Here is a 22,581-nt window from a genome sequence, read left to right as displayed (position 1 = left end):
GGGATTCCCTTTTCAATAGGATTTTTATTCATTTACACAAACTATTTTATACTCTCACTTTTCTAAAAAGGAATGTGAGTCGTGACTGATTCTTCTCTTAAAACTTCTACCATGTATGAAACGTGATTATTCGTAATAATCCAGTTCCATTTTATTTTGGTATATAGTAACAAATTGTATATAAACTCACCAAAATAATTTTAAGTAATTTATTTAGCTACATGATATTTTTAAGGCAGTACAAAGTTGGAATAATTAGTGAGACCAGGTCAAAAGTTAAACTTTGATTAGGTTTTTTTTCATAATTAACAGTAAGACAAAATTAGTATACTGTTTTGAAAAAATTGTGAGAAAATATTGAATTAATAATGTATGCGCTTTCTTGTAATATTAGACTTGTAATAAAGAATAAAAAATTAGGAGCTGATATAGATGAGTGATTCATGGATTAATATTTCAGGTAGGGTGTACGTAGTTACGGGAGGTTCTTCTGGGATAGGAAAAGCTATTGTTGAAGAGTTATTGGATAATGAAGCAATTGTATATAATGCAGATTTGAATGAGGGAGAGTTAAAACATCAAAATTTGCATTTTGTAAAAACTGATGTAACAAATTCGGCTGCGATTAATGAGTTAGTTGAACAAATTATTGAGGAACAACATAAGATAGACGGTTTAGTTAATAATGCTGGTATCAATCTTCCACGTTTATTGGCAGATGCAAGTGTTCCACACAGTAAATACGAATTTACTGAAGGTAATTTTGAAAAAATGTTTGCAGTGAATGTCAAGAGTGTGTTCTTAGTATCACAGGCAGTAACCCATCAATTTGAAAAACAAAATTATGGAGTAATTGTCAATATGTCTTCTGAAGCAGGGCTTGAGGGTTCGCAAGGCCAAAGTGTTTATTCAGCAACTAAGGGTGCAATTAATGGGTTCACACGTTCATGGGCTAAAGAACTCGGTGAACATAATATAAGAGTTGTGGGTGTTGCTCCAGGAATCATGGAGGCAACTGGATTACGTACACTTGCGTATGAAGAAGCGTTGGCTTATACTCGCCACAAAACAGTTGAAGATATTCGTGCAGGGTACAAGAGTACTTCAACAACACCACTTGGGCGTAGTGGAAAGTTGTCCGAAGTTGCGGATACGGTTAATTATTTATTGTCAGATCGTGCAAGTTATATTACCGGTGTAACAGTCAATGTTGCAGGTGGAAAAAGTCGAGGTTAAATTGAAATTTTGAAGTAGGACATGGTGAAGTAATGGATAGACAAAACTTTGAGATGTTGAACCTTTTTATCAATAATGATTCATTAACTTTAAAAGAACTGCAGCTGCATTTCAATGTTTCAAGGGGAACAATTACCAAAAATATTCGAGCAATTAATGAGTATCTAGAGGGAATTGCTGAAATAAAAGTCAATCAATCAAGATTTTATCTTGTGATAGATAATTACGGAGCTATTGCTAAGTTACAAACAACTTTTTTGAAAAGAGACTTGGATTTTAATGATCCTTTAAAAAGGCAGGCTGCAGTATTAAAGCATTTATTACAGCATTCAACTGAGTATGTTATTCTAGATGATTTAGCTGAGTCATTATCAGTTAGTCGCGGAACAATTAATAATGATATAAAGACCTTGAGGAAAAGGTTGGAAAAATATGGCGCAAAAATCGAAACAAAAACGAATCGCGGAATCCGACTAGTAGTTAAGTACGATTATGTTTACGCAATTGTTACAAGAAACATAGTTGGTAAATACTATGATTTCGAGCTGAGTTTGGATAATTCTGCCGACTCAAGAATGATGGAACTAATAAAAGAAATAGAAACAAACCATAGTTTTGTAGCAATGGTTAAACGCAATATCTCAATAATCAATTGGCTTAAAAATTATGGAATTAGAATTAAGGATGATATTCCACATTATCACCCATTACTTGCAAAAAGCACGACAAAAGGGTTGCGTCGAGAAATTGATAATTCTATGAGCAGTCCTTTAAGTAACAGCGAATGGGAATTTATTTCATATCCTTTCAGTATTAAGAAAAATACAAATAGTGATGATGGGTTGATTAAGTCAGCACTGGAAAATGTTACTGCACTAATGAACATAATTTTTCCAGCAATTAAGAAGAAACTCGATATCGAGTTGAATTTTGAAAGATTGTTGGTTGAATTACGATATCATCTATTGTTTTTAATCAACCGCTCGATTTTTGATGTAAGTACAGAAGAATTTATTTCGGCAGATATGGTTAACAAGTATCCAGTATCATCTGAATTAGCGCAGCTAACAATTTCTTCGTTAGAAAAGCAGCTTGATATTAACATTAGTAATCAAGAACTTGGTTATTTAACGCTCTACTTTCAAATGGCATTAGAAGAATACATGGCGTATTCAGCAAGTTACCAAGTGGCACTAGTCGAGCCAATCAGCAATAGTATGAAGAAATTTATAACTGAACAATTGAAAGAGCTGTTAGATGACGATGTTCAAGTTGATGTTCTTAGTTCAGTAGATGAGTTAGAAAAAAGTTCCAAGAAATACTTATTAATCTTCTCAAATAAGTACTTCAGCATACATCAGGGTATCCAGCAGGCACCTATCATCAGATTGAATACAGTATTTAACAAGGGCATTTTACGAGAAAGGTTGCAAATCTCATTAGTTGATGAAGCAGTAAACAGAGGAATTTGTAATTTTGATGTGACACGCTTTTCTGGTAAAGAAACATATATGGAAAGCGTTGGAAAATTGATTGAGCAAGAAATTGTACGTGGTCAACTGACAGAAGAGTTTATGCAAGATTGGATTAGGCGAGAGAAAAAATCAAGCAGTATTTTCGGAGATGGGGTTGCTTTACCACATGTAATCGATAAGTCGGGCATAAATCGGATTTTGATCAAAGTAGGATTATTTGAGAATGCAGTTGTTTTTGATAATCAGAAAATAAAAATCGTATTCTTAGTGGCAATTCCATATAAACTTAATGCAGATCTAAGTAAGGTTTTGGCGCAGGTATACGACTTAATTAGAAGTATTACGACAAATAAAAATATTTATAGCAACTTGATAAAATATGATAATACACGAGGTATAGTTCAATTGATGGAGGCGATTTAATGCTTATATACTTTGGAATAATTCTGGTTGTAGCCTTCCTGATTCAAGGCTTGTTAGGCTTAAAGCAGATTAAAGATTTTTCAACAACTTTCCATCAACTTCGATTGTTAGCACCAGTTGCAATTGGCAAAAATCCCAAAAAATTTCAGTCAGGAACACTCATATTGATTGCAGTTAAAGAAGATGGTTCTATCGCTGAAGCAAGGATGATGAAGGGGATTACTATTTTTGCAAAGTTCAAAGAATTGAAAAGTCTACGAGGGAAAAACATTGCAGAAGTAGCTGCCTCATTTGAACAACTTAAACAATTTGATAAATTAACGAGAGTTTGTTTTCTAGACGCATATAAAAATTATGTCAACTATAAGGCCAATAAATTAAGACCACATGATTTTGATAGTACAGTTAAAATTTGGAGCTTGCCGATGGTTGAAAAGATAAAAGCTACCTACTACAAAGTAGTTAGTAGATTGAAAAATAAAGAAATGAATTGAAAGGGGTATAACTACTATGAAAATAATTACTGATCTTGCATCTGGTTTTATGGGCCTGTTTCAAACGGGTGGAAAAACATTTATTGGATGGATGAGTTCAATTATTCCTGTTGTCTTATTATTGTTAGTATTAATGAATGCAATTATCGCTTTTGTCGGTGACAAGAAGATGGCAAAATTGGCCAAGGCCTCTTCACGAAATCCTGTGACACGTTATTTAATATTACCATTTGTCTCGGCTTTTATGCTGGGAAATCCGATGGCTCATTCAATGGGACGGTTTTTGCCAGAGTACTATAAGCCAAGTTGGTATGCATCAATTGCACAGTTTTGTCACACAAGTAATGGAGTTTTTCCACATATCAATCCTTCAGAGTATTTCATTTGGTTGGGAATTGCACAGGGGGTTCAGAAATTAGGCTTAAACACAATGGACTTAGCGATTCGCTATATGTTTGTTGGATTGTTAATGAATTTTATTGGCGGCTGGATTACAGATTTCACAACTGCCTATGTATGCAAGCAACAAGGAGTAACACTTTCTAAGAAAGTTGAATTTAATTAATTTAGAAAAAGAGAGGAGCCTGAAAAATGAAAAAAGAATTTCGTAGTATAAAAGTTGTCAAAGGGCCCGGCGGTTGGGGTGGACCATTAGTAATCAAGCCAACAGTAAAGAAGAATAAGTTTATCTATGTTACAGGTGGCAACAAACCAGACATCGTGGATAAAATTGCTAAATTAACTGGAATGCAGCCAGTTGACGGTTTTAAAACGTCTATTCCAGATGAAGAAACGGCTTTAGCAATTGTCGACTGTGGGGGTACACTAAGATGCGGCATTTATCCCAAAAAAGGAATAAAAACGATTAATGTTTTACCAACTGGGAAGAGTGGACCGTTAGCACAATTCATGAATGAAAATAACTATGTTTCAAATGTTGGTGTAGAACAAATTGAATTAGCAGAAGATGAAGATACTGAAGAAAATACGAATGATGTTGTAGATGAACAATCTGAAGAAGAAACAAATCAGAAATTTGATAGTACAAAGACACTAACGGCACAAACTAAAGACCCTGGTATCCTGACTAAAATTGGAATTGGAGCAGGTAGAGTTGTTTCAACTTTCAATCAAGCAGGAAAAGATGCGGTTCAAACTGTTATTAATACTATTATTCCTTTTATGGCGTTTGTTGCACTGCTGATTGGGATTATTAATGGTTCTGGAATTGGCAAGGTTTTTGCCAAGGTTATGGAACCATTGGCAGGAAATGTGTGGGGGTTGATGATTCTAGGATTAATTTGTTCATTGCCCTTCCTCTCTCCTTTGCTTGGCCCTGGAGCGGTAATTGGACAAGTTATCGGGACATTGATTGGAGTCGAGATTGGTAAAGGTAATATTCCACCACAGTATGCTTTACCTGCTTTGTTTGCAATCAATACTCAAAATGGTTGTGACTTCATTCCAGTTGGATTAGGCTTGGCAGAGGCTGATTCAAAAACTGTTGAGGTAGGAGTACCATCTGTTTTGTATAGTCGATTCATAAACGGTGTGCCGCGTGTCTTTGTTGCATGGTTAGCAAGTTTTGGCTTATATTCAAAATAGGTTTAAAAGAGAAAGGCGATTGGATAAATGATGACAACAGAAAAAAGTATTTTTTCAACTGAAGTTTTAGAAGTGGGTGCTGAGACAGCCGAATTTTCAACAATCAAAATGGCAATCTTATTTGGTGATGAAGCCCCTTCAGCATTGAGGCCTTCATGTTTTATCATTAATGTAGTGCCAGTTTCCAAACGAATTATACCTGGAATGATTCTGAAAATTGACAATCAAGAGTATGAAATAACCTCAGTGGGTACTGAGGTTCAGACCAACCTGGGACGGCTTGGACACATAGCGTTGAGCTTTACTGGGTTAACGGAGGCAAAACTTCCAGGTACATTGTACTTAGTTGATGAAGAGTATCCAAAGATTCAAGTTGGTAGTCAGATTCAGATTTGTGAGAAGTAAGCTGAGTAAATAGTGAGCAGAGTAACTTCTAAAAGGGTGAATAGTAACAAAAACATATTTGCACCAATCCGCTAAGGTAGACTAAAAGTGGATTGGTGTTTTTATGCCTAAATAAAGGTACAGGGTATTGGCTGTTTAAAAAGTAAAATTACACTTTGCGATAGCGCTTGAGACCGATAATATTTAAGAATGTAAAGATAAATAGGAAAACTAGGAGAATTAACCAGTCGTTTGTTATAACACCCAATCCTTGGCCTTTGATCATCACAGCAGTTAGTGCATTTCCAGCATAGCTTAGTGGCAATAAGTAACTAATAAATCTGACCCAGTGAGCCATTGTATCCAGTGGAATGATACCGGAAAAAAAGACTTGCGGTACTACAATAATTGGGATGAACTGCATCATCTGAAATTCAGAGTTGGCGAAAGTTGATACGAATAGTCCAATTACGAGGGCTACTAATGCAATTAAAATATTCGTAAGCAACACTAACAAGAGATTGCCGATTATTGCAACTTTCAGAACATAAATGGCAAATAAAACGATCAAAAGAGTTTGCAAGACTGCAAAAAGGCCATAACCAGCTAGGTAACCAAAAACTAGCTGACTTCGACGAATCGGTGTTGCCAAAAGACGATCTAAAGTACCAGATGTACGTTCTCTGATAAGGGCAATGCCTGAGATTAGAAAGACAAAGAAAAAGACAAAAAAGCCAATCAGAATAGGAAAAACTTTATCGAAAAAGGTACTGTTCGAATTACCGTAAAGATACGAATTCTTTATTTTTAAGTTTGATGAAGTCTGTTTTGTAGAAGTTTGGAGAGATATTTTTTTCAGAGTCAGAGACAGTTCTTTGATTTTGGATACCAGCAGTGCATTAGCAAAAATACTCTTAACTTGTGAACTTTTAGTGGGATCTTCATTTTCATTTGTAATTTCAAGCTTATTTTTACTGCGTCCGACGAAGGCATCTAAATCATCAGATTGAATTTTTTTCGCACGATTGAGCGAATTTGGGTAATGACGAATAGTAACTTTGGAACTTGGAAGTGACTGAATAATTTTGCCGGGAACATTATCGGCCACGCCAATCTTAAGTTTTGTATCAGTACTTGAATTAAAGACTAAATTCATTAATGTCAAAATTAAAATGGGTGCCAATAGCATCAGTGCTAGTGTCCTTTTATCGCGTAATATTTCCTTGGTTACTCTGATTAAAATTGCCTTAAATTGAATCATTTTGAGCTCACCTCTGCTTTCAAGAATACTTCTTCAATACTAGCTGCGTGGAACTTTTCTTTCAACTCAGCTGGAGTTCCTAATGCAAAAATTTCACCGTTAATAATTAGTCCAATGAGATCGCACTTTTCTGCCTCATCCATGACGTGTGTTGTTACGATAATTGCCTTTTGAGCAATCGCTAAAGTACGCAATTGAGTCCAAATATCAAGACGTAAGCTTGGATCAATTCCAACCGTTGGTTCATCCAAAATAATCAGATCAGGATTGGCTAGCAAAGCGATGGCTAATGAAAGTCTACGTTTCATTCCACCAGAAAAATTAGCAACGATTTGATGCAATGAATCTGTTAGGTCGACTAGAGCCATGTTCTTATTGATAGTAGCAGTCAGTTCTGCTCCAGAAATACCCATAAGATTCCCAAAAAAGGTCAGATTTTCAAGTGCAGTCAGATTTTCATATAAGGCGTCAGTCTGTCCCATGTAGCCAATCTTTTCGAGAATTTGGCGGTTAGGCATCTTTTGCCCGAAAATAGCAGCGAATCCAGTATCTGCCCGTTCCATCCCCAACAAACACTTTATGGTTGTTGTTTTACCAGAACCACTTGGCCCGATTAATCCTAGTATTTGTCCTTCGCGAATATTTATTGTAATATTGCTAAGAACTTTTTTTGATCCAAAACTTTTAGAAATATGACTGATTGATGCGATTGTATGATCAGAATTGGCCATGAATAAGGCCTCCTTTTCTTTTAATGTACATTATGTTTATTATATTCACATCTGAAGTATAGAAGTTTTTATAAATTCTACAAGTTAAAAAACAAGATAATGGACAGATCGACAAAATTGATTTTTATTTTGTGGGAGGCAGAATCAATATGAAGGATTTAAGATACCAAAAGACTAAAACTGCAATTTTAAGGGCGATAGAGAAATTGCTGCAAAATAAAGACTTTGAAAAGATTTCAATCAAGGATATTTGTGAAGAAGCGCAAGTAAGTCGGAGTGCATTTTATCTACACTATACAGATAAATACGATCTGGCTAAGCAATGTCAACTTGAATTGATTGAGACGGCAAATATGCTTATCAAGGAACGTGTCATTGTTAAACGTAAAGACCTAATGTTGACAATGTTGAATTTGCTTCTAGGAAAGGAAAGGGTAATGGCGCTATTGATCTCAAGTCACGGTTCAAGCGAAATTCAGGAGAATATTCGGCAAGTGATGCGTGAAAATATGCGCAAGAATATTTTACCGTTAACAGATCTTAAGTTCGAAGGGCCAACTGAAGAACGATATTTTCTTAGCTTTTTTAGTAATGCGTTGTTTGGCATAATTCAAGAATGGATTAATTCTGGACAAAAGGAATCACCTGAAGAAATCGTAGCGCTAGTTGATAAGAATTTCTTATTTGAATTCAAATAAGAATAAATAAAGATACAATTTTGGCTTTGTGTGTGATATGTTCATGCTAAACTTAAAGAGAAAAAAGGAGCCAGACTTTAATGAACATTCATTTGACAGGCGATAGCCTAATAGCACGATATGAAGGTCATAAACAACCAATAATCAATGAGATACTCAAAGAATTGAAGGACAAACTTAGTATTACAAATACAGCATGCCCTGGTGATAATACCGCGGATATTCTTACACGGATGAAAGCTGATATTCTTTCAAGCAAAAAGGCTGATAAAATTTTTATTTTAATTGGAACAAATGACATAGCATTAAACAAACAGATTGGACTTGAACAATTCGGGGATAATCTAACGGAGATTATTAAGCAATTATGTACTGTATATGAATCGAATGAGATTTATTTCATCACACCATCACCTGTTGATGAGCAAAAACAGCAATATCGTACAAACAAATTGATTCGAAAATATGCTGCGGTGATAGTGAAAGTAGCTGAAAGTATGGGATGTTACACCCTTGACTTGTATCAGAAATTCATAGAATATGGGCAGCTGTCGCTCAATGAATTGTTACATGGAGTGTTAGATGATGGGCTCCATTTTGGAGAAGAAGGGTATCGAATATTGGCAGAGCTGATTGTACAGGTACTATAGTAACAATAGATTATTGATATTAAAGATTTAAAATGATATCATTTAAATAATTATTAAACGGAAAAGAGGAGACCAATATTGCGCATCTAAATTCTTGATGAAGCTGCATGAAGACTAAGCATAGATATTTGAATGTTTTAGTGTGCAGATTTTCGAGAGAATGCAGGCGGTGTGCAATGCTGGTCTTTTTGTGTACACTTTTATTCTCTTGAAAATAGTCCAAGTATTGAGCTTGCTTAATTGCAAGTGAGAGGTAAAAGTATGACTAAGATAGAAATAAAGAATTTGACTTTTGGATATGATTTACAAAATACATTGTTGTTTGACCATGTTGACTTAACTATCGCCAACTCTTGGAAACTTGGATTGATAGGTAGAAATGGTCGTGGAAAGACCACATTGCTTAAATTGCTGCAAGGACAATATGAATACCGGGGTAAAGTAATTAAGCAAGTAAATTTTGTCTATTTTCCACAAAGTATCAAAAATCGCGATTTAACTGTAATTGAGATTTTAAATAATCAGATGCAATTTGAGGAATGGCAAATTAGGAAAGAACTTGAATTACTGGATATTAATGAAGGTATCTTGAACTTACCGTTTGGAAAGCTCTCAGTTGGTGAACAGACTAAGGTACTCTTGGCACTTCTCTTTGTTGATAAAAATAATTTTCCGTTAATTGATGAACCAACGAATCACCTGGATATTAAATCACGCAAAGTTGTGGCCAATTATCTCAAGACAAAAAAGCAAGGGTTCATTTTGGTAAGTCATGACAGAACATTTGTCAATCAAGTAGTTGATCATATACTGGCAATTGAGCGTAAGAAGGTGGCACTTTATCATGGTGACTACCAATCATATGAGTTTCAAAAGAAGTTGGCCGATAATTTGCAGCAAGAGCAAAATGAGAAAACAAGGAAAGAAATCACACGCTTGAAGCAAACATATCGTGAAAAAGAAAATTGGGCCAAAAGCAGGGAAACTGCTGGTAAAGGAAAGAACAAGAAAAAAGTAAAAATGAGTTCACGTCTTGATGATACAGTTGCAAGAAATCAGATGCGAAGAGCAAAGGCAATTGAAACAAGGATGGATAAAAAGATTGAAGAGAAGGAGACGTTAATCAAGAATATCGATTATGTAGATCAGTTGAATATTAATTTTGTGAAAACCCGTCATAATCCACTAGTTAAAGTACGTAATTTATCATTGTCATTTGAAAATCATAGATTATTCGAACCCATCAGCTTTGAAATTAAAGAAGGAAGACAAGTTGCAATAATTGGTGAAAATGGGACTGGGAAAACATCTCTTATAAAAAGTATTTTTGGCGGTTTTGAAGGAAATCAAACTGGCAAAATCGAAGTTGCAAATAATATTTCGCTCAGCTTTGTCAGACAAGTTTTTGATGAACAGGGGACATTAGCAGATTTTGCAAATAGAAATGGTATAAATTACCAAGATCTGCTGAATATTTTACGCAAGTTAGGAACAGATCGTGAAGTATTTTTAAACTGTATTGAAGACATGAGCTTGGGACAAAAGAAAAGAGTTGAATTTGCGAGGTCTTTATTGGTTCCTGCCGAACTTTATGTGTGGGATGAGCCACTTAATTATCTTGATATCAATAATCGTAAACAAATTGAACAACTAATTACGAAATACAGACCGACGCTGCTGATAATTGAACACGACTCGTAATTTCTAAGTAATATTGGTGCGGAGATGCTGGAACTAAGAACAAGAGCTAATTAAAATAGTTAAGAAATGAGTATGTAATAACAATTTTTTTACTACTATGCTTTACAAACTACCTCCCTCTATGTTATCTTTTGTTTACGGTAGTTAGTATTACATACTAGTCAAGGAGGAGTTATCTGTTTGAGTAAGACACAAATGCTAAAAGGTGTACTTGAAGGATGCGTACTGCAATTGATTTCCAAACACGAAACCTATGGTTATCAGCTAGTCCAGGACTTACGTACAGCCGGATTTAATGACGTAATTGGCGGAACAATTTATCCAATTTTACAGAAATTAGAGAAAAAAAAGCTGATTAGTGGTGTAATGAAGCCTTCGCCGGAAGGACCAAGCCGCAAGTATTTTAGCGTAACTTCAATTGGACAAGAAGAGCTAACAATATTCATGCGGGATTGGCAGAAAATAAATGAAAGTGTCAAGCAGATATTTAAATAGGGGGAGAATTGATGAGTAGCAAAGATAAAAAGGTTGAAAGTATCAGAAATAAGTTGAATGAGTCAGCAAAAAAATTAAAAGGTGAAAATGCTACATTTTTTGATGATCTCAGGGATTACTTGATTACATCCAGTATCTTTTATGATGAGCTGGATGTGACCGAACAAACTTATAATGTCTGCATTGATCTGATCGAAGCTCAGGAAAATGGGCAAACAGCACAAGAATATTTTGGTAAGAACAGTCGAAGACTTGCCGATAGCATGATTAAGAATTTTAAGCATGCAGGTTATAGAGAAATCATCGAATTAATAATGTTGCCAATTGGAATATATTGGGCGATTTCCTTTATTAGTGACTTTGCAGCAACGGGACCGCTTAAAATAAATATTTTTGAATATTTGCTGATTGCTCTGCTTTCTGTTGGAGTAGTGGTAGTAGTTTTTAAAACAATTCATAAGTTCATATATCTGAATGAGAATAATCTGGTTAGGAAGTCAAAGGTTATACAGTTTATTATCGGCACTATTTTCTTTGGCTGTATCATCGGTGTATTTTTAGCCATTAGCATGCTCACACCACCAATTTGGATAATTAAGTTGACCTATCCGGGTGACGTGATCTTAATGCTAACGATTATAGCTATTTTTCTTGGTTGGATTATCATTGGTAAGAAAAGAGAATTGTATTCAATCACTCCCTTTATCGTTTTAATGGCTGCAGTTGGAATTTTGCAGAGGATTCCTGTGTTGCTGGCAATTGTAGGTTCTAACAATATTAAATTTTTAGCAGCTGGTGCAGCAATTGGTGGTTTCTTGATCAATATAATCTGGGGAAGAATTGAAATGAAGAAAATCACACGGAATTAAATTATTTTTGAATATAATTATCAAAAAGGGATATGCCATAATAAATCTTTTGGCATATCCCTTTAATAACTGTGAATAAAGTATTCTTAAAGGTCAAAATCTCTCAGCTAAATTAGAACTTCTAAACCTTTGACTACTTAAGACATACTTGGTGTATGTTACATACTACTGTTTTTTTATTTATTTAATTTTTCTTTGATAATCTTAGCAGAATTATCTAACTGGGCCTTTTCTTCAATAGATAATGAAATTGAATTAACTTCGATTATTCCTTTGCGACCAACAACGGCTGGGTAGCCAATATAATGACCATATTCCTCAAGGTATACAGAAGTCGGGCAGGCAAGATGTGCATCTGACAGGACTGCTTGTGCTAATTTAATTGCACAGGTTGCGATCGCATAACAAGTATAATGTTTGCCTGAAAAGACTAACCAGCCGCCACGGCGTGCCTGTTGGTCAAGTGAAGTTAGGTCGAGGCCTTTTTCTTCTGCAAGCCTAGTGATTGGATGCCCTTTGACTTCAACCGTTGACCATGCTGTGTATTGCGATTCCCCATGTTCACCCAGAACATAGCCACTAACATTTTTGGGATCTTCATGAAGTGCCTGCCCAACAGCACGTTGCATTCTAGCCGTATCCAAGAATGTCCCAGTTCCAAAGACTTGGGTCTTACTAAGACCAGTTTGCTGTTGTAATAATGTTGTGACTACATCGCAAGGATTACTGATATTGATAAGGACACCGTTGAACCCAGAGGTTTTAAGATTTGCTGCAACTTCTTCAACCGCCGCTGTATTAAAGTTAAGCTCTCCAAAGCGATCACCATCCATCTTAATGGAATCAATGTTGCCAAAAGCTGTGATGGCAACATCAGCATTGGATAGTGAATCGTAATCTTGTGGAATAATCTTAGTGAATGTATCTAGTCGAGCAAGCGTGTCACGCAAGTCATATTCTTCTGCGGTCGTCTTGTCATCATTAGTATCAATAATAACCAATTCATCGGCTATGCCTTTTGTAACCAAGGTATAGGCAATCGTAGCACCAACATGGCCTAAACCAATTATTCCAATTTTGCGCATCTTAAGTTCCCCCATTATTAAAAATTCGGTAAATACTGTCATTAATTTAAATTTTAAATTAGTGAATGTCAAGTAAAAAAAGATTTTAATCTTGACATAAATGTCTTTTCAGCTAGAATAACCTTGTAAACGTTAAAATGAATAACATAGTGAAGAGTAGAGTATATGTTTGCGCTTTTGAGAGAGCTTTCGGCTGGTGAAAGAGAGCAAAGTGAGACATAGAAAATGGGCTTGGAATGGTGCTGACAAAGAGTTAGCAACGGATTTGTGCACGTTATTGACACAATGCTAAAATACATATTTTTAGCAACGGAGGTGTTATCTATGAAGACAGCACGAATCAAGGTGGTAACACGATAAGACTCGTCCTTACATAAGGGGATGAGTCTTTTTTGTGAAGGAAAGACAATATGAGATATCAGAAAGTAGGGAAAATATGAAGAAATTCAAAGTGAGCCTTTTACAATTAGATATAGTCTTTGGTGACCCAGAAACCAATTATATTAATGTTGAAAAGTATATCAAAGAAGCAGTAAGTGATAAACCGGATGTGCTTGTATTACCTGAGATGTGGAATACGGGATATGCCTTGGACAAACTAGGAGATATTGCAGATAAAGGCGGTCAACGGACAAAAAACTTTCTCTCGAATCTCGCTAAACGGTTTGCTGTCAATATTGTTGGCGGTTCAGTGGCAACTGAAGAGGCAGGAAAATACTATAATACAAGTTATATTTTTGACCGTAAGGGTAATTTGATAAGCCAATATCAAAAGGTTCATTTATTCGGTTTGATGAATGAAGATGATTTTATCAGTGCTGGTTCGGCTCAAAACCAATTCGTATTAGACGATGTCAAAGCGGCAGGAGTGATCTGTTACGATATTCGCTTTCCAGAATGGGAACGTAAGTTGATGTCGAATGGGCAGCAGATACTATTCGTAAGTGCCCAGTGGCCTGCAAAACGCATTGAGCAATGGAGAATGCTGCTGTGTGCACGTGCAATTGAGAATCAATCATTTGTCGTTGCAGTTAATCGTGTTGGTGAGGCACCCAAGGATAGCTTTAATGGTCATTCCTTAGTGATTGATCCGCTGGGCAAAATCTTGGCAGAAGGAACCACAGACGTCGAAGGTGTTTTCACCTGTGAATTTGATTTAGACGATTTAACTGAAGTTCGTGGAAGTATTCCAGTTTTTAAGGATCGTCGGCCGGAACTATACTAATGAAGAATAATTGTTCAAAGAAGGGGAAATATTATAATGCTTTTTGAAGAATCAGAACTTTTAAAGAATTTACCAACTCAATTTTTTGCAACACTTGTAGCCAAGGTTAACCAGAAGGTTGCTGCTGGAAATGATGTAATCAATCTTGGACAGGGAAATCCAGACCAGCCGACATTCGACTATATCGTTAAAGCATTACAGGAACAAGCAACACACCCAATCAATCACAAGTATTCGCAATTTAGAGGGCTTCATGAACTCAAGGTTGCTGCAGCAAAGTTTTATAAAGAAAAATATGGAGTTGATTTGGAACCCGAATCTGAAGTTGCAATTTTAGGTGGTTCCAAAATTGGTCTAGTTGAGTTGCCTTGGGCATTGATGAATCCGAATGAACTATTATTGCTACCTGATCCGGGTTATCCAGACTATTTATCTGGGGTAGCTTTGGGTAAAGTCAATTATAAAACTTTCCCACTGAAACGTGAGAATAATTTCCTGCCAGATTACCATGATATTGATGAAGAAACTGCTAAGAAAGCAAAGTTTATTTATTTGAACTATCCAAATAACCCAACGGGAGCAGTTGCTACCAAGGAGTTTTATAAAAAAACTGTTGATTTTGCTCGAAAATATAAGATAGGAATCGTGAGTGATTTTGCGTATGGTGCTCTAGGCTTTGATGGATATCATAATCCGAGTTTCTTGGAAGCTGAAGGAGCAAAAGATGTTGGTATCGAAATGTATACTTTTTCGAAAACCTTTAATATGGCTGGTTGGAGAATTGCGTTTGCAGTCGGCAATCCCTCTATGATAGAAGCAATTAACTTGATTCAAGATCATTTGTTTGTAAGTGTCTTCCCAGCTATTCAGGAGGCAGCAGTGACAGCATTATCAGATCCACAAGAAGAGGTGGAAGTAAAGGGGCTTGTCAGCAAATATGAAGAACGACGTGATGCCTTTATAGGTGCTGCTAAAAAAATCGGTTGGAATGCATTTGTTCCTGGTGGGACCTTCTATACTTGGATGCCAGTACCTGAAGGATATACAAGCGAGAGCTTTGCTGACTTGTTGTTGGAAAAGACAAACGTTGCAGTAGCACCAGGCAAAGGATTTGGAGTTATGGGAGATGGGTATGTGCGAATCGGTTTATTAGTTGAACCCGAACGACTAGTAGAAGCAGTTGAGCGCATTGCAAAGTTAAAACTTTTCTAAAGAAGTAAAAAGTAACGTTCATATTTTAGGTGTTTAACACTATCATAATGAGTTGTATACAAATTAATATAAAATGGGATGTTTTCTTTTTTTCCTTGGTTAGGATTGTTCTTTACTGTTTTGTAACGAGCTATAATTATATGTTTTTTTTGTTATGTTTAGTCAGTATTATTAAAAGGTTTGTTCAAGAGCATACTTATAAAAAAAATTATGAGTTATAAGAAAAAATTTATTTTTTCAAACAATTTTAATAATATATATTAGTTAATATTAGTTCATTTTTTAGACTCCTAGTAGTACAATATAGAGGTAGAGGTTGGCGTTCCTATGCGTTAGCCAGTTAAAAGAAGAATGGTATAGCTCTGAAAGCTTAATATATTGCAATGAATATTAAATTACAAAGCAGATAATTGGTTTTTTTTAATATAAGGAATATAATTATAGGCAAGAATTTATATTAAGTTGTGATTTTGAACATACTGACTTGACAGCAGGAATTAATTCTAGTATATTAAGTAAGTCTAAGTTGAATATAAATAAATTTAGCAAAAAGCGGAGGAAGAAAAGTGATAACTTTACAAAAATCTTTAACTAATCTAATGCAAGTATTACGGCTACATGAACATCGTCAAAATGATCCTGATTTCGAGAAGTTGGGTGCAATCGATGTTTATTATCTTGAAGCAATTTATCAATTGAAGGAACCTACCATTGGTATGATTTCTAAATTGCTTGATCAATCAACGCCTAATACTAACTATCATATTAAAAAATTAATGCGCCTTGATTTAATTGAGAAACGTTTGGATGATACAGACCGACGCGTTACTCATTTGATAGTTACAGAGAAGTATCTCAAGATGCTTGAGTCAGATAATGAGTTCTGGCAAAGACTAGAAAACCGTTTGGAAGATGAAGTTGCACCAAAGGATTTAGCAATCTTCAAGAGAGTTCTACGTCAAACTATTGAGATTGTCTCTGATGAAAGCTTAGATGAATTTTAGATAGAAAAAAGAGCCCTGACAAATTGTCAGGGCTCTTTTTTTTCTTATAAATTAATTTTCTGTGGAAGTATCTCTATCAGACGCTGTTGAAGTTTGGTAAGTACATGTGAATGGCGATACACAATCGAAAGAAGGAATTCTGGTTGATTATCGTCAGCAATATCAAGAACTTTGATACCAGGTTCTAGAGGTAAGGCCAGTTCGGTTAAGAAACTTATTCCCATATTTTCCTTAATCATCGCTTTTAAGATGTGAACGTCATTTGAGCGATGAATAATTTGCGGTCGGAATTGGTTGGCGTGACACATTTTGTTGAAGGCAATCGAATGGATAAAGCGATCATCCAATATAATGAACTTTTCTCTTGCCAATTCTTTAAAATCGACACTATCTCGTTTTGCTAAAGGATGATTTTCGCTGACTGCAATCTTAAAGTGTGTACGATCAAAGATTTTAGCCTCAAGTTTGGCATCGACAATTGGTGTAATCGAACCGATTAATGCCAAATCAAGTGTTCCATCAAGTATATAGTTAAGCATTTCGTTTGATCCAGATTCAAAAATATCAAGTTTGTCAATTAAACCTGCACGCAGTAATTCTGGTGCCACATGCGGGAAATAATAAGTTCCAATGATAGGTGGTAAACCGAAGAGTATTTTTTCACTTGAAATTCTAGAAAGTTCCTTTTTCATAACGTCCAGTTCATTTAATATCTGAGTGACATGGCGATCAAGCTGTTCTCCACTTGGAGTTACGACCAATTGTTTGTGAGAGCGGTCACGAACAAATAGCTTAACTTCAAGTTCTGTTTCTAAACGTTTGATAGCCATTGTGATCGTAGGCTGACTTACATTAAAAAAAGAGGCAACCTGAGAGAAGTTTTTGTATTTGACCAACTCGTGGAAATAATGAAACTCCTTAATATTCATAATAATTCCTCCTCATAAAAATAGCTAAATATTCTTCATATAAAAACATTTGATAGTATGATGCATCTTTGACTATAAATTAACACAAGTTTAACATATCGAATATGTTTAGCAATGCTTTTAGAGGTGAAAATAATGAGTATATTAATTTATTTTTCAAATAAACACCTTCTCTTTTGCGGAGATGATCAAATTATTCCATGATGATAACGGATTTATATGGATGACTATTTGATATAGTTTATTATTAATAATTTATGGGGGTAATAAGAAATGGCAGTATTTTTGACTTCAGTTTCCAGTGTAACAGTAATTGTTTTAATAATGGCTTTAGGATACATTCTGAGAAGAACAGGATGGTTTTCAGATACATTTGGAAAGAATATTTCTTCTTTGATTACTAAAATTGCTTTACCAGCTTCAATCTTCGTAGCTGTAATGAATAATTTGACGCGGAGTAAATTATTTGGATTATCGGCGGGTTTAATTTTTCCGGCAATAGCCGTAATAATTGGTTATATAATTGCGTGGATAACAGTTAAAGTGCTGAAAATCCCAGCAGGTCGCCGCGGTATTTTTATGAATGCCGTTGTCAATGCTAATACGATCTTTATTGGAATGCCACTGAATAATGCACTTTTTGGTCAAAAAGCAACAACTTATTTCTTAATCTATTATATTATTAACACAGTTTCCACTTGGGCATTTGGTGTATTCTTGATTTCTAATGATGATCCGACTGTGGATAAGAGTAAGAAAAAATCGCAAAAGTTAAATTGGAAAAAGCTTCTACCAATGCCACTTGTTGGTTTTATCGTTGCTGTTGCTTGGATGCTTATTGGTATTCCGGTTCCATCATTTGCTGAACAGACTTTGACATATGTAGGTTCGCTTGTAACGCCATTATCACTGATTTATATTGGGATTGTTCTTGCAGATGCCGGTTTGAGTAATATGAAACTTGATCGAGATACCATCTTGGCTTTGTTAGGTCGTTTTGTTTTATCTCCAGTTGTGCTAATCGTATTGATCAAGATAGGTGCATCATTTGGTTTAGGTATGCCAACTTTAATGAGTCAAACATTGACTGTTCAAGCAGCTACACCAATGCTCGCTGTGTTGCCTATTTTAGCAAATGAGGCCCACGGAGATGTTAAGTATGCAACAAATGTTGTCACAATCAGTACGGTATTATTCATTGTAGTTGTGCCAATCTTAATGGCTGTTATTCAGTTTGTTTAAAATATAAATAATGGTTTGGTTTAATCCAAATAAATATATTGTTCACAAAACACAAATATAATTGAAAACAGGCGGCTGATGCAAGGGGTAAACTTTGTACCAGCTGCTTTTTTTATTTTCCTATAAAACTATTGTCTAAATTGAAATTTTTCACCTAACTATGAATCACCCAAGAAAAATAACGTGTTATACTTATAATTTCGTGATAGTATTCAAACACAGCAGCCTGTGTTATAAGCTCATTTACGTAGTTATATTTAGATAAGTTCTTATTTTTTTATAAGCAAAACAAACTTTTACTGTGCTATAATCGACCCTATATTAATACGAGTGGAGTTGGAGCATTTGAGTAACAATCAAAAAACGAGAAGGCTTGTCTTTTTGTCCTTTTTCACAGCGATTATCATCGTCCAAAATTTAGTTCCATTTCTAGGCTACTTGCCGATTGGACCGTTAGATTTGACTTTGATTCACATTACAGTTATTGTTGCGGCTTTTGTACTCGGCCCAGTCGATGGAGCAATTGTTGGGGGAGTCTGGGGCTTAATAACTTTTGTTAGAGCATTTGTTTGGCCAACTAGCCCGTTGGCTACAATTGTCTTTGTTAATCCGCTAATTGCAATTTTGCCGCGTATTATGATAGGTATTGTCGCAGGTGGGCTATTTGCGGTGGCACTTAAAAGATATAAGAAACCATACAGAATTTTGCCCGTTGCAGCGATCTTGGGAGCCTGCTGCAACACTCTCCTAGTGTTAGGACAAATTTATCTGTTTTATCAAGGAAAGTCGCAAATTTTGTACCATATCGATACTAAGGCCTTGTTACCATACCTATTGACTGTTGTGGGAACAAACGGGATTCCTGAAGCAATACTTGCTGGGATAGTTGCTCCTTTAGTTAGTGTTCCATTGATTAAGCGATGGAACTTTCACGAATGAGATTGTTCAAAAATGAAAGGTTGAGTCTTTGTGCCTAGAAAAAAAAGTACAAGAACACGAGTCAGTAAGCGGAAGCCTGCTGTAAGAAGAAAGTCAAAGTCTAAAAAGAAATTTGGCGTCTTTTATGCTCAAGGTCATATTCAAATTTTAAATGTTGCCGTGGCATTATTGATTCTTGGCATTCTAGGTGTGCAGATTCTTGGATGGGCCGGCAGAGTTGAACAAAATAATCAACGTGAACAAACGAGCCAAATAAGTGATGTAGCAAAACGTAAATTTATTACTGCGATACTACCCATTGCACAAGAACAGCAAAAGCAATACAAAATATTAACAAGTATAACCTTAGCCCAAGCTGCACTGGAGTCCGACTGGGGGCAAAGCCAATTGGCTGCGCAATACCATAATTTGTTTGGGGTAAAGAGCAATGCAGCTAATGCAAAGGCACTGACGACAAAAGAATACGTCAATGGCCAATGGATTACTGTAACCGCTGATTTTGCAGTTTATACAAGCTGGACAGAGTCAATTGAAGCTCATACGAAATTGTTTGTGCAAGGAACTGCATGGGATAGCCAGCACTATCAGGCTGTTTTGGATGCCAGCAACTACAAGGAAGCGGCCCAAGCACTTCAAACGAAGGGTTATGCAACTGATCCCAACTATGCAACGAAATTGATTAATTTGATCCAAACTTACAAATTGAATAAATATGATACCTTATCTGGTACAAACACGAATGAATAGTGTTGAAAAATGAGTTTTCGTATGGTAATCTTCAATAGTATATTACTTATATAATGTCATAATATGGTTGGCGAGTTTCTACCTAGGACCGAGAATCTTAGACTATAAGTAAAAAGGCTATTGTTTAAGTGGCTTCTTTTACTGTTTTTGACTGTAGAAGAAGTCCTTTTTATTTTGTAAAGGAGAGACAAAAGTGAAGTTATTAGAGGATCGTATTCGTGAAGATGGGCTAGTTTTACCAGATAATGTATTGAAAGTTAATCAATTTTTAAATCATCAAATTGATCCTGATCTAATGTATAAATTGGGGGAGGAATTTGTGAGATTGTATCAAGGTGAGAAAATCACCAAGATAGTGACAATTGAAGCATCAGGAATTGCTCCTGCAATAATGACTGGTCTAATTTTGCATGTTCCTGTTTTATTTGCACGTAAGCAAAAAAGTAGCACCATGAATTCAAAATTATATACGGCAGAAGTTTATTCATATACCAAGAAAGTAAAAAATACGGTTTCTGTGGATCAAAAGTTTTTGAGCAAGAACGATCGTGTTCTAATTATTGATGATTTTCTAGCTAATGGACAGGCAGTTCAGGGATTGATAGATATCTGCAATGAAGCGCAAGCTGAATTAGTTGGTGTAGGGATTGCAATCGAGAAATCCTTCCAAGATGGAGCAAAACTAATTAAAGAACAAGGTGTACGCCTCGAATCACTTGCTCGCATCTCATCTTTTGCCGGCAATCAAGTTCATTTTGTAGGAGATGAAAACAATGAATAACGAAGAATTCAAGGAAGTCTCGCATGGAAAAGCTGCTATTTTGGGAATTCAACATCTACTGGCAATGTATTCTGGTGCGGTAGCAGTACCATTGCTAATTGGTACTGCCCTGAATTTTAATAGTACACAAATGACTTATTTAGTTTCGATCGATATATTTATGTGCGGGTTAGCAACACTATTGCAATTATTAAAGAATCGTTATTTTGGAATCGGCTTGCCCGTGGTCTTAGGCTGTGCTATCCAGGCTGTTGAACCGCTTAAGATGATTGGCAAACAATTTTCGATTGGAACAATGTATGGGGCAATTATCGTAGCCGGAGTCTTTGTGTTTTTGATTGGTGGGCAATTTGCTAAAATCAAAAAATTCTTTCCTCCAGTTGTAACAGGATCATTGATTACAGTTATCGGTCTGACGTTGATTCCAATCGCTGTTCAAAATATTGGTGGTGGGGATGCAACAGCTAAAACATTTGGCAATTTACAAAGTCTTCTACTAGGTTTGATCACAATCGTTGTTACACTATTGATACAGGTTTGGGGAAAAGGGTTCGTCAGTTCAATTGGGGTTTTGATTGGTCTTGTGGCAGGGACAATTGCGGCATCCTTTATGGGCCTTGTTTCAACTTCTCCGATTACAGAAGCTGCATGGTTTCATATTCCACAACCGTTTTACTTTGGTGCACCTCAATTCGAGTGGTCATCATCATTAACGATGATAATTATTGCTTTAGTTTCAATGGTTGAATCAACAGGTGTATTTTTTGCCTTAGGAAGTATTTTGGACAAGCAGATTAAGGCAGATGATTTGAAAAGAGGTTATCGTGCAGAAGGATTAGCCGTAATTCTTGGAGGGATATTTAATACTTTTCCTTATACAACCTTTTCACAAAATGTTGGCCTGCTGCAACTTTCTGGCATCAAAACAAAACGCCCAATCTACTGGTCAGCGGCAATCTTAATGTTGATGGGGCTTTTGCCGAAAATTGGAGCAGTTGCAACAATTATTCCAACCCCTGTTTTAGGTGGAGCAATGCTGGTAATGTTTGCAATGATCAGTGTGCAAGGCATGCGTATGCTCTTTAAAGTCGACTTTTCCGATGAACGTAATATTTTAATTGTTGCCCTAGCTGTCGGAATGGGTCTTGGAGTTTCTGTATATCCAAGTGTTTTCCAATTCTTGCCAAAAACAGCACAATTATTTTTAGGAAATGGAATAGTTGTTGCAAGCATAACATCAGTCTTGCTAAACATTGTTTTCAAGGGAAAAGATGGCTTAGTTGAGTAACTGGGATAAAAAAATGAGTGAATTTTGGCTTGTAAAATAATTTATAGGTGATACGCGTGGTGCTAGTTTGTAATAATACAAAAAAATTAACAAAAAAGTCCAACACA

At 35.8% G+C, this 22,581-nt stretch carries 23 protein-coding genes, 1 riboswitch and 1 other annotated feature; of the genes, 19 read left to right on the top strand and 4 right to left on the bottom strand.

The genetic code is table 11. The features are described 5' to 3' along the window. The first annotated feature begins 432 nt into the window (after positions 1-432). The 6 genes from IV36_RS10830 to IV36_RS10805 are packed head-to-tail and all read left to right on the top strand — an operon-like array spanning position 433 to position 5,638. Positions 433-1,236, top strand: coding sequence for an SDR family oxidoreductase (locus IV36_RS10830; RefSeq protein WP_056992471.1), 804 nt, complete (start codon positions 433-435; stop codon positions 1,234-1,236). 32 nt (positions 1,237-1,268) lie between these two features. Beyond that, entirely contained in the window at positions 1,269-3,134 is a 1,866-nt protein-coding gene (locus IV36_RS10825) for a BglG family transcription antiterminator (RefSeq protein ID WP_056992470.1), read from the top strand. Then, the gene (locus IV36_RS10820) at positions 3,134-3,628 is read left to right on the top strand and encodes a transcriptional regulator GutM (protein ID WP_056992468.1); all 495 of its coding nucleotides are present in this window, start codon (positions 3,134-3,136) and stop codon (positions 3,626-3,628) included. Before IV36_RS10825 ends, IV36_RS10820 begins: the two co-directional genes overlap by 1 nt. Before the next feature lie 16 nt (positions 3,629-3,644). Next, positions 3,645-4,193 carry a PTS glucitol/sorbitol transporter subunit IIC gene (srlA, locus tag IV36_RS10815; protein WP_056992466.1) on the top strand — a complete coding sequence of 183 codons (549 nt, stop codon included), beginning with the start codon at positions 3,645-3,647 and terminating at the stop codon, positions 4,191-4,193. Positions 4,194-4,219: 26 nt separating this feature from the next. Further along, on the top strand, positions 4,220-5,233 hold the full coding sequence (srlE, locus tag IV36_RS10810; protein ID WP_056992465.1) for a PTS glucitol/sorbitol transporter subunit IIB: 1,014 nt from the start codon (positions 4,220-4,222) through the stop codon (positions 5,231-5,233). Between the two features lie 27 nt (positions 5,234-5,260). Further along, positions 5,261-5,638 (top strand): PTS glucitol/sorbitol transporter subunit IIA, encoded by a 378-nt coding sequence (locus IV36_RS10805; RefSeq protein ID WP_056992463.1) that lies wholly within the window; start codon positions 5,261-5,263, stop codon positions 5,636-5,638. Between the two features lie 148 nt (positions 5,639-5,786). Here the strand turns inward: IV36_RS10805 and IV36_RS10800 are convergent, their stop codons facing one another. Beyond that, positions 5,787-6,878, bottom strand: coding sequence for an ABC transporter permease (locus IV36_RS10800; RefSeq protein WP_056992461.1), 1,092 nt, complete (start codon positions 6,876-6,878; stop codon positions 5,787-5,789). Continuing rightward, entirely contained in the window at positions 6,875-7,609 is a 735-nt protein-coding gene (locus IV36_RS10795; protein ID WP_056992459.1) for an ABC transporter ATP-binding protein, read from the bottom strand. The genes IV36_RS10800 and IV36_RS10795 overlap by 4 nt, the downstream gene beginning before the upstream one ends. A 149-nt stretch (positions 7,610-7,758) precedes the next feature. On the opposite strand from IV36_RS10795, the gene IV36_RS10790 reads away from it, so the two are divergent. From IV36_RS10790 to IV36_RS10770, 5 genes are all read left to right on the top strand, one after another. Next, positions 7,759-8,307 (top strand): TetR/AcrR family transcriptional regulator, encoded by a 549-nt coding sequence (locus IV36_RS10790; RefSeq protein WP_003691247.1) that lies wholly within the window; start codon positions 7,759-7,761, stop codon positions 8,305-8,307. An 80-nt stretch (positions 8,308-8,387) separates the two neighbouring features. Continuing rightward, positions 8,388-8,957, top strand: a complete 570-nt coding sequence (locus IV36_RS10785) for a GDSL-type esterase/lipase family protein (RefSeq protein ID WP_056992457.1) — start codon at positions 8,388-8,390, stop codon at positions 8,955-8,957. A gap of 261 nt (positions 8,958-9,218) precedes the next feature. Further along, complete coding sequence (gene abc-f / locus IV36_RS10780; protein ID WP_056992455.1) at positions 9,219-10,658, top strand: ribosomal protection-like ABC-F family protein; 1,440 nt, start codon at positions 9,219-9,221, stop codon at positions 10,656-10,658. Between the two features lie 180 nt (positions 10,659-10,838). After that, entirely contained in the window at positions 10,839-11,153 is a 315-nt protein-coding gene (locus IV36_RS10775; RefSeq protein WP_056992452.1) for a PadR family transcriptional regulator, read from the top strand. An 11-nt stretch (positions 11,154-11,164) separates the two neighbouring features. Further along, complete coding sequence (locus IV36_RS10770) at positions 11,165-12,022, top strand: DUF1129 domain-containing protein (RefSeq protein WP_056992449.1); 858 nt, start codon at positions 11,165-11,167, stop codon at positions 12,020-12,022. A gap of 176 nt (positions 12,023-12,198) precedes the next feature. On the opposite strand, the gene IV36_RS10765 is transcribed toward IV36_RS10770, so the two are convergent. After that, entirely contained in the window at positions 12,199-13,107 is a 909-nt protein-coding gene (locus IV36_RS10765; protein ID WP_056992447.1) for an L-lactate dehydrogenase, read from the bottom strand. Positions 13,108-13,247: 140 nt separating this feature from the next. Then, positions 13,248-13,481 (top strand) — a binding site (T-box leader). Positions 13,482-13,543: 62 nt separating this feature from the next. On the opposite strand from IV36_RS10765, the gene IV36_RS10760 reads away from it, so the two are divergent. The 3 genes from IV36_RS10760 (at position 13,544) to IV36_RS10750 (ending at position 16,548) form a co-directional block, all read left to right on the top strand. After that, positions 13,544-14,332, top strand: coding sequence for a carbon-nitrogen family hydrolase (locus IV36_RS10760; protein WP_056992473.1), 789 nt, complete (start codon positions 13,544-13,546; stop codon positions 14,330-14,332). A gap of 36 nt (positions 14,333-14,368) precedes the next feature. Then, positions 14,369-15,544 carry a pyridoxal phosphate-dependent aminotransferase gene (locus IV36_RS10755; RefSeq protein WP_056992445.1) on the top strand — a complete coding sequence of 392 codons (1,176 nt, stop codon included), beginning with the start codon at positions 14,369-14,371 and terminating at the stop codon, positions 15,542-15,544. Positions 15,545-16,110: 566 nt separating this feature from the next. Next, positions 16,111-16,548, top strand: a complete 438-nt coding sequence (locus IV36_RS10750; RefSeq protein WP_056992444.1) for a MarR family winged helix-turn-helix transcriptional regulator — start codon at positions 16,111-16,113, stop codon at positions 16,546-16,548. A 44-nt stretch (positions 16,549-16,592) separates the two neighbouring features. Here IV36_RS10750 and IV36_RS10745 read toward each other — a convergent pair whose 3' ends face one another. After that, on the bottom strand, positions 16,593-17,477 hold the full coding sequence (locus tag IV36_RS10745; RefSeq protein ID WP_056992441.1) for a LysR family transcriptional regulator: 885 nt from the start codon (positions 17,475-17,477) through the stop codon (positions 16,593-16,595). A gap of 273 nt (positions 17,478-17,750) precedes the next feature. On the opposite strand from IV36_RS10745, the gene IV36_RS10740 reads away from it, so the two are divergent. The 5 genes from IV36_RS10740 to IV36_RS10720 all read left to right on the top strand — a co-directional run bounded on the left by IV36_RS10740 (position 17,751) and on the right by IV36_RS10720 (position 22,474). Then, positions 17,751-18,719, top strand: a complete 969-nt coding sequence (locus IV36_RS10740) for an AEC family transporter (RefSeq protein WP_056992439.1) — start codon at positions 17,751-17,753, stop codon at positions 18,717-18,719. 345 nt (positions 18,720-19,064) lie between these two features. Continuing rightward, positions 19,065-19,658: an ECF transporter S component gene (locus IV36_RS10735; RefSeq protein WP_056992436.1), complete on the top strand. Its 594-nt coding sequence runs from the start codon at positions 19,065-19,067 to the stop codon at positions 19,656-19,658. A 30-nt stretch (positions 19,659-19,688) separates the two neighbouring features. After that, entirely contained in the window at positions 19,689-20,405 is a 717-nt protein-coding gene (locus tag IV36_RS10730) for a glycoside hydrolase family 73 protein (protein WP_056992434.1), read from the top strand. A gap of 26 nt (positions 20,406-20,431) precedes the next feature. Further along, a riboswitch (purine riboswitch) is annotated at positions 20,432-20,530 on the top strand. Between the two features lie 68 nt (positions 20,531-20,598). Then, a complete protein-coding gene (locus IV36_RS10725; RefSeq protein WP_056992432.1) occupies positions 20,599-21,186 on the top strand; it encodes a xanthine phosphoribosyltransferase in 588 nt (195 codons plus the stop codon). Next, on the top strand, positions 21,179-22,474 hold the full coding sequence (locus IV36_RS10720) for a nucleobase:cation symporter-2 family protein (protein ID WP_056992430.1): 1,296 nt from the start codon (positions 21,179-21,181) through the stop codon (positions 22,472-22,474). The genes IV36_RS10725 and IV36_RS10720 overlap by 8 nt, the downstream gene beginning before the upstream one ends. Positions 22,475-22,581 lie beyond the last annotated feature (107 nt).

It is taken from the genome of Liquorilactobacillus mali (assembly GCF_001437155.1).
In the GTDB taxonomy this organism is placed as follows: Bacteria; Bacillota; Bacilli; order Lactobacillales; family Lactobacillaceae; genus Liquorilactobacillus; species Liquorilactobacillus mali_A.
This window is presented reverse-complemented; position numbering and strand designations above follow the sequence as displayed.

Coding starts and splice junctions, on each gene's coding strand:
- IV36_RS10830 (WP_056992471.1), top strand. CDS start 433: ATGAGTGATTCATGGATTAATATTTCAGGTAGGGTGTACGTAGTTACG.
- IV36_RS10825 (WP_056992470.1), top strand. CDS start 1,269: ATGGATAGACAAAACTTTGAGATGTTGAACCTTTTTATCAATAATGAT.
- IV36_RS10820 (WP_056992468.1), top strand. CDS start 3,134: ATGCTTATATACTTTGGAATAATTCTGGTTGTAGCCTTCCTGATTCAA.
- srlA (WP_056992466.1), top strand. CDS start 3,645: ATGAAAATAATTACTGATCTTGCATCTGGTTTTATGGGCCTGTTTCAA.
- srlE (WP_056992465.1), top strand. CDS start 4,220: ATGAAAAAAGAATTTCGTAGTATAAAAGTTGTCAAAGGGCCCGGCGGT.
- IV36_RS10805 (WP_056992463.1), top strand. CDS start 5,261: ATGATGACAACAGAAAAAAGTATTTTTTCAACTGAAGTTTTAGAAGTG.
- IV36_RS10800 (WP_056992461.1), bottom strand. CDS start 6,878: ATGATTCAATTTAAGGCAATTTTAATCAGAGTAACCAAGGAAATATTA.
- IV36_RS10795 (WP_056992459.1), bottom strand. CDS start 7,609: ATGGCCAATTCTGATCATACAATCGCATCAATCAGTCATATTTCTAAA.
- IV36_RS10790 (WP_003691247.1), top strand. CDS start 7,759: ATGAAGGATTTAAGATACCAAAAGACTAAAACTGCAATTTTAAGGGCG.
- IV36_RS10785 (WP_056992457.1), top strand. CDS start 8,388: ATGAACATTCATTTGACAGGCGATAGCCTAATAGCACGATATGAAGGT.
- abc-f (WP_056992455.1), top strand. CDS start 9,219: ATGACTAAGATAGAAATAAAGAATTTGACTTTTGGATATGATTTACAA.
- IV36_RS10770 (WP_056992449.1), top strand. CDS start 11,165: ATGAGTAGCAAAGATAAAAAGGTTGAAAGTATCAGAAATAAGTTGAAT.
- IV36_RS10765 (WP_056992447.1), bottom strand. CDS start 13,107: ATGCGCAAAATTGGAATAATTGGTTTAGGCCATGTTGGTGCTACGATT.
- IV36_RS10760 (WP_056992473.1), top strand. CDS start 13,544: ATGAAGAAATTCAAAGTGAGCCTTTTACAATTAGATATAGTCTTTGGT.
- IV36_RS10755 (WP_056992445.1), top strand. CDS start 14,369: ATGCTTTTTGAAGAATCAGAACTTTTAAAGAATTTACCAACTCAATTT.
- IV36_RS10745 (WP_056992441.1), bottom strand. CDS start 17,477: ATGAATATTAAGGAGTTTCATTATTTCCACGAGTTGGTCAAATACAAA.
- IV36_RS10740 (WP_056992439.1), top strand. CDS start 17,751: ATGGCAGTATTTTTGACTTCAGTTTCCAGTGTAACAGTAATTGTTTTA.
- IV36_RS10720 (WP_056992430.1), top strand. CDS start 21,179: ATGAATAACGAAGAATTCAAGGAAGTCTCGCATGGAAAAGCTGCTATT.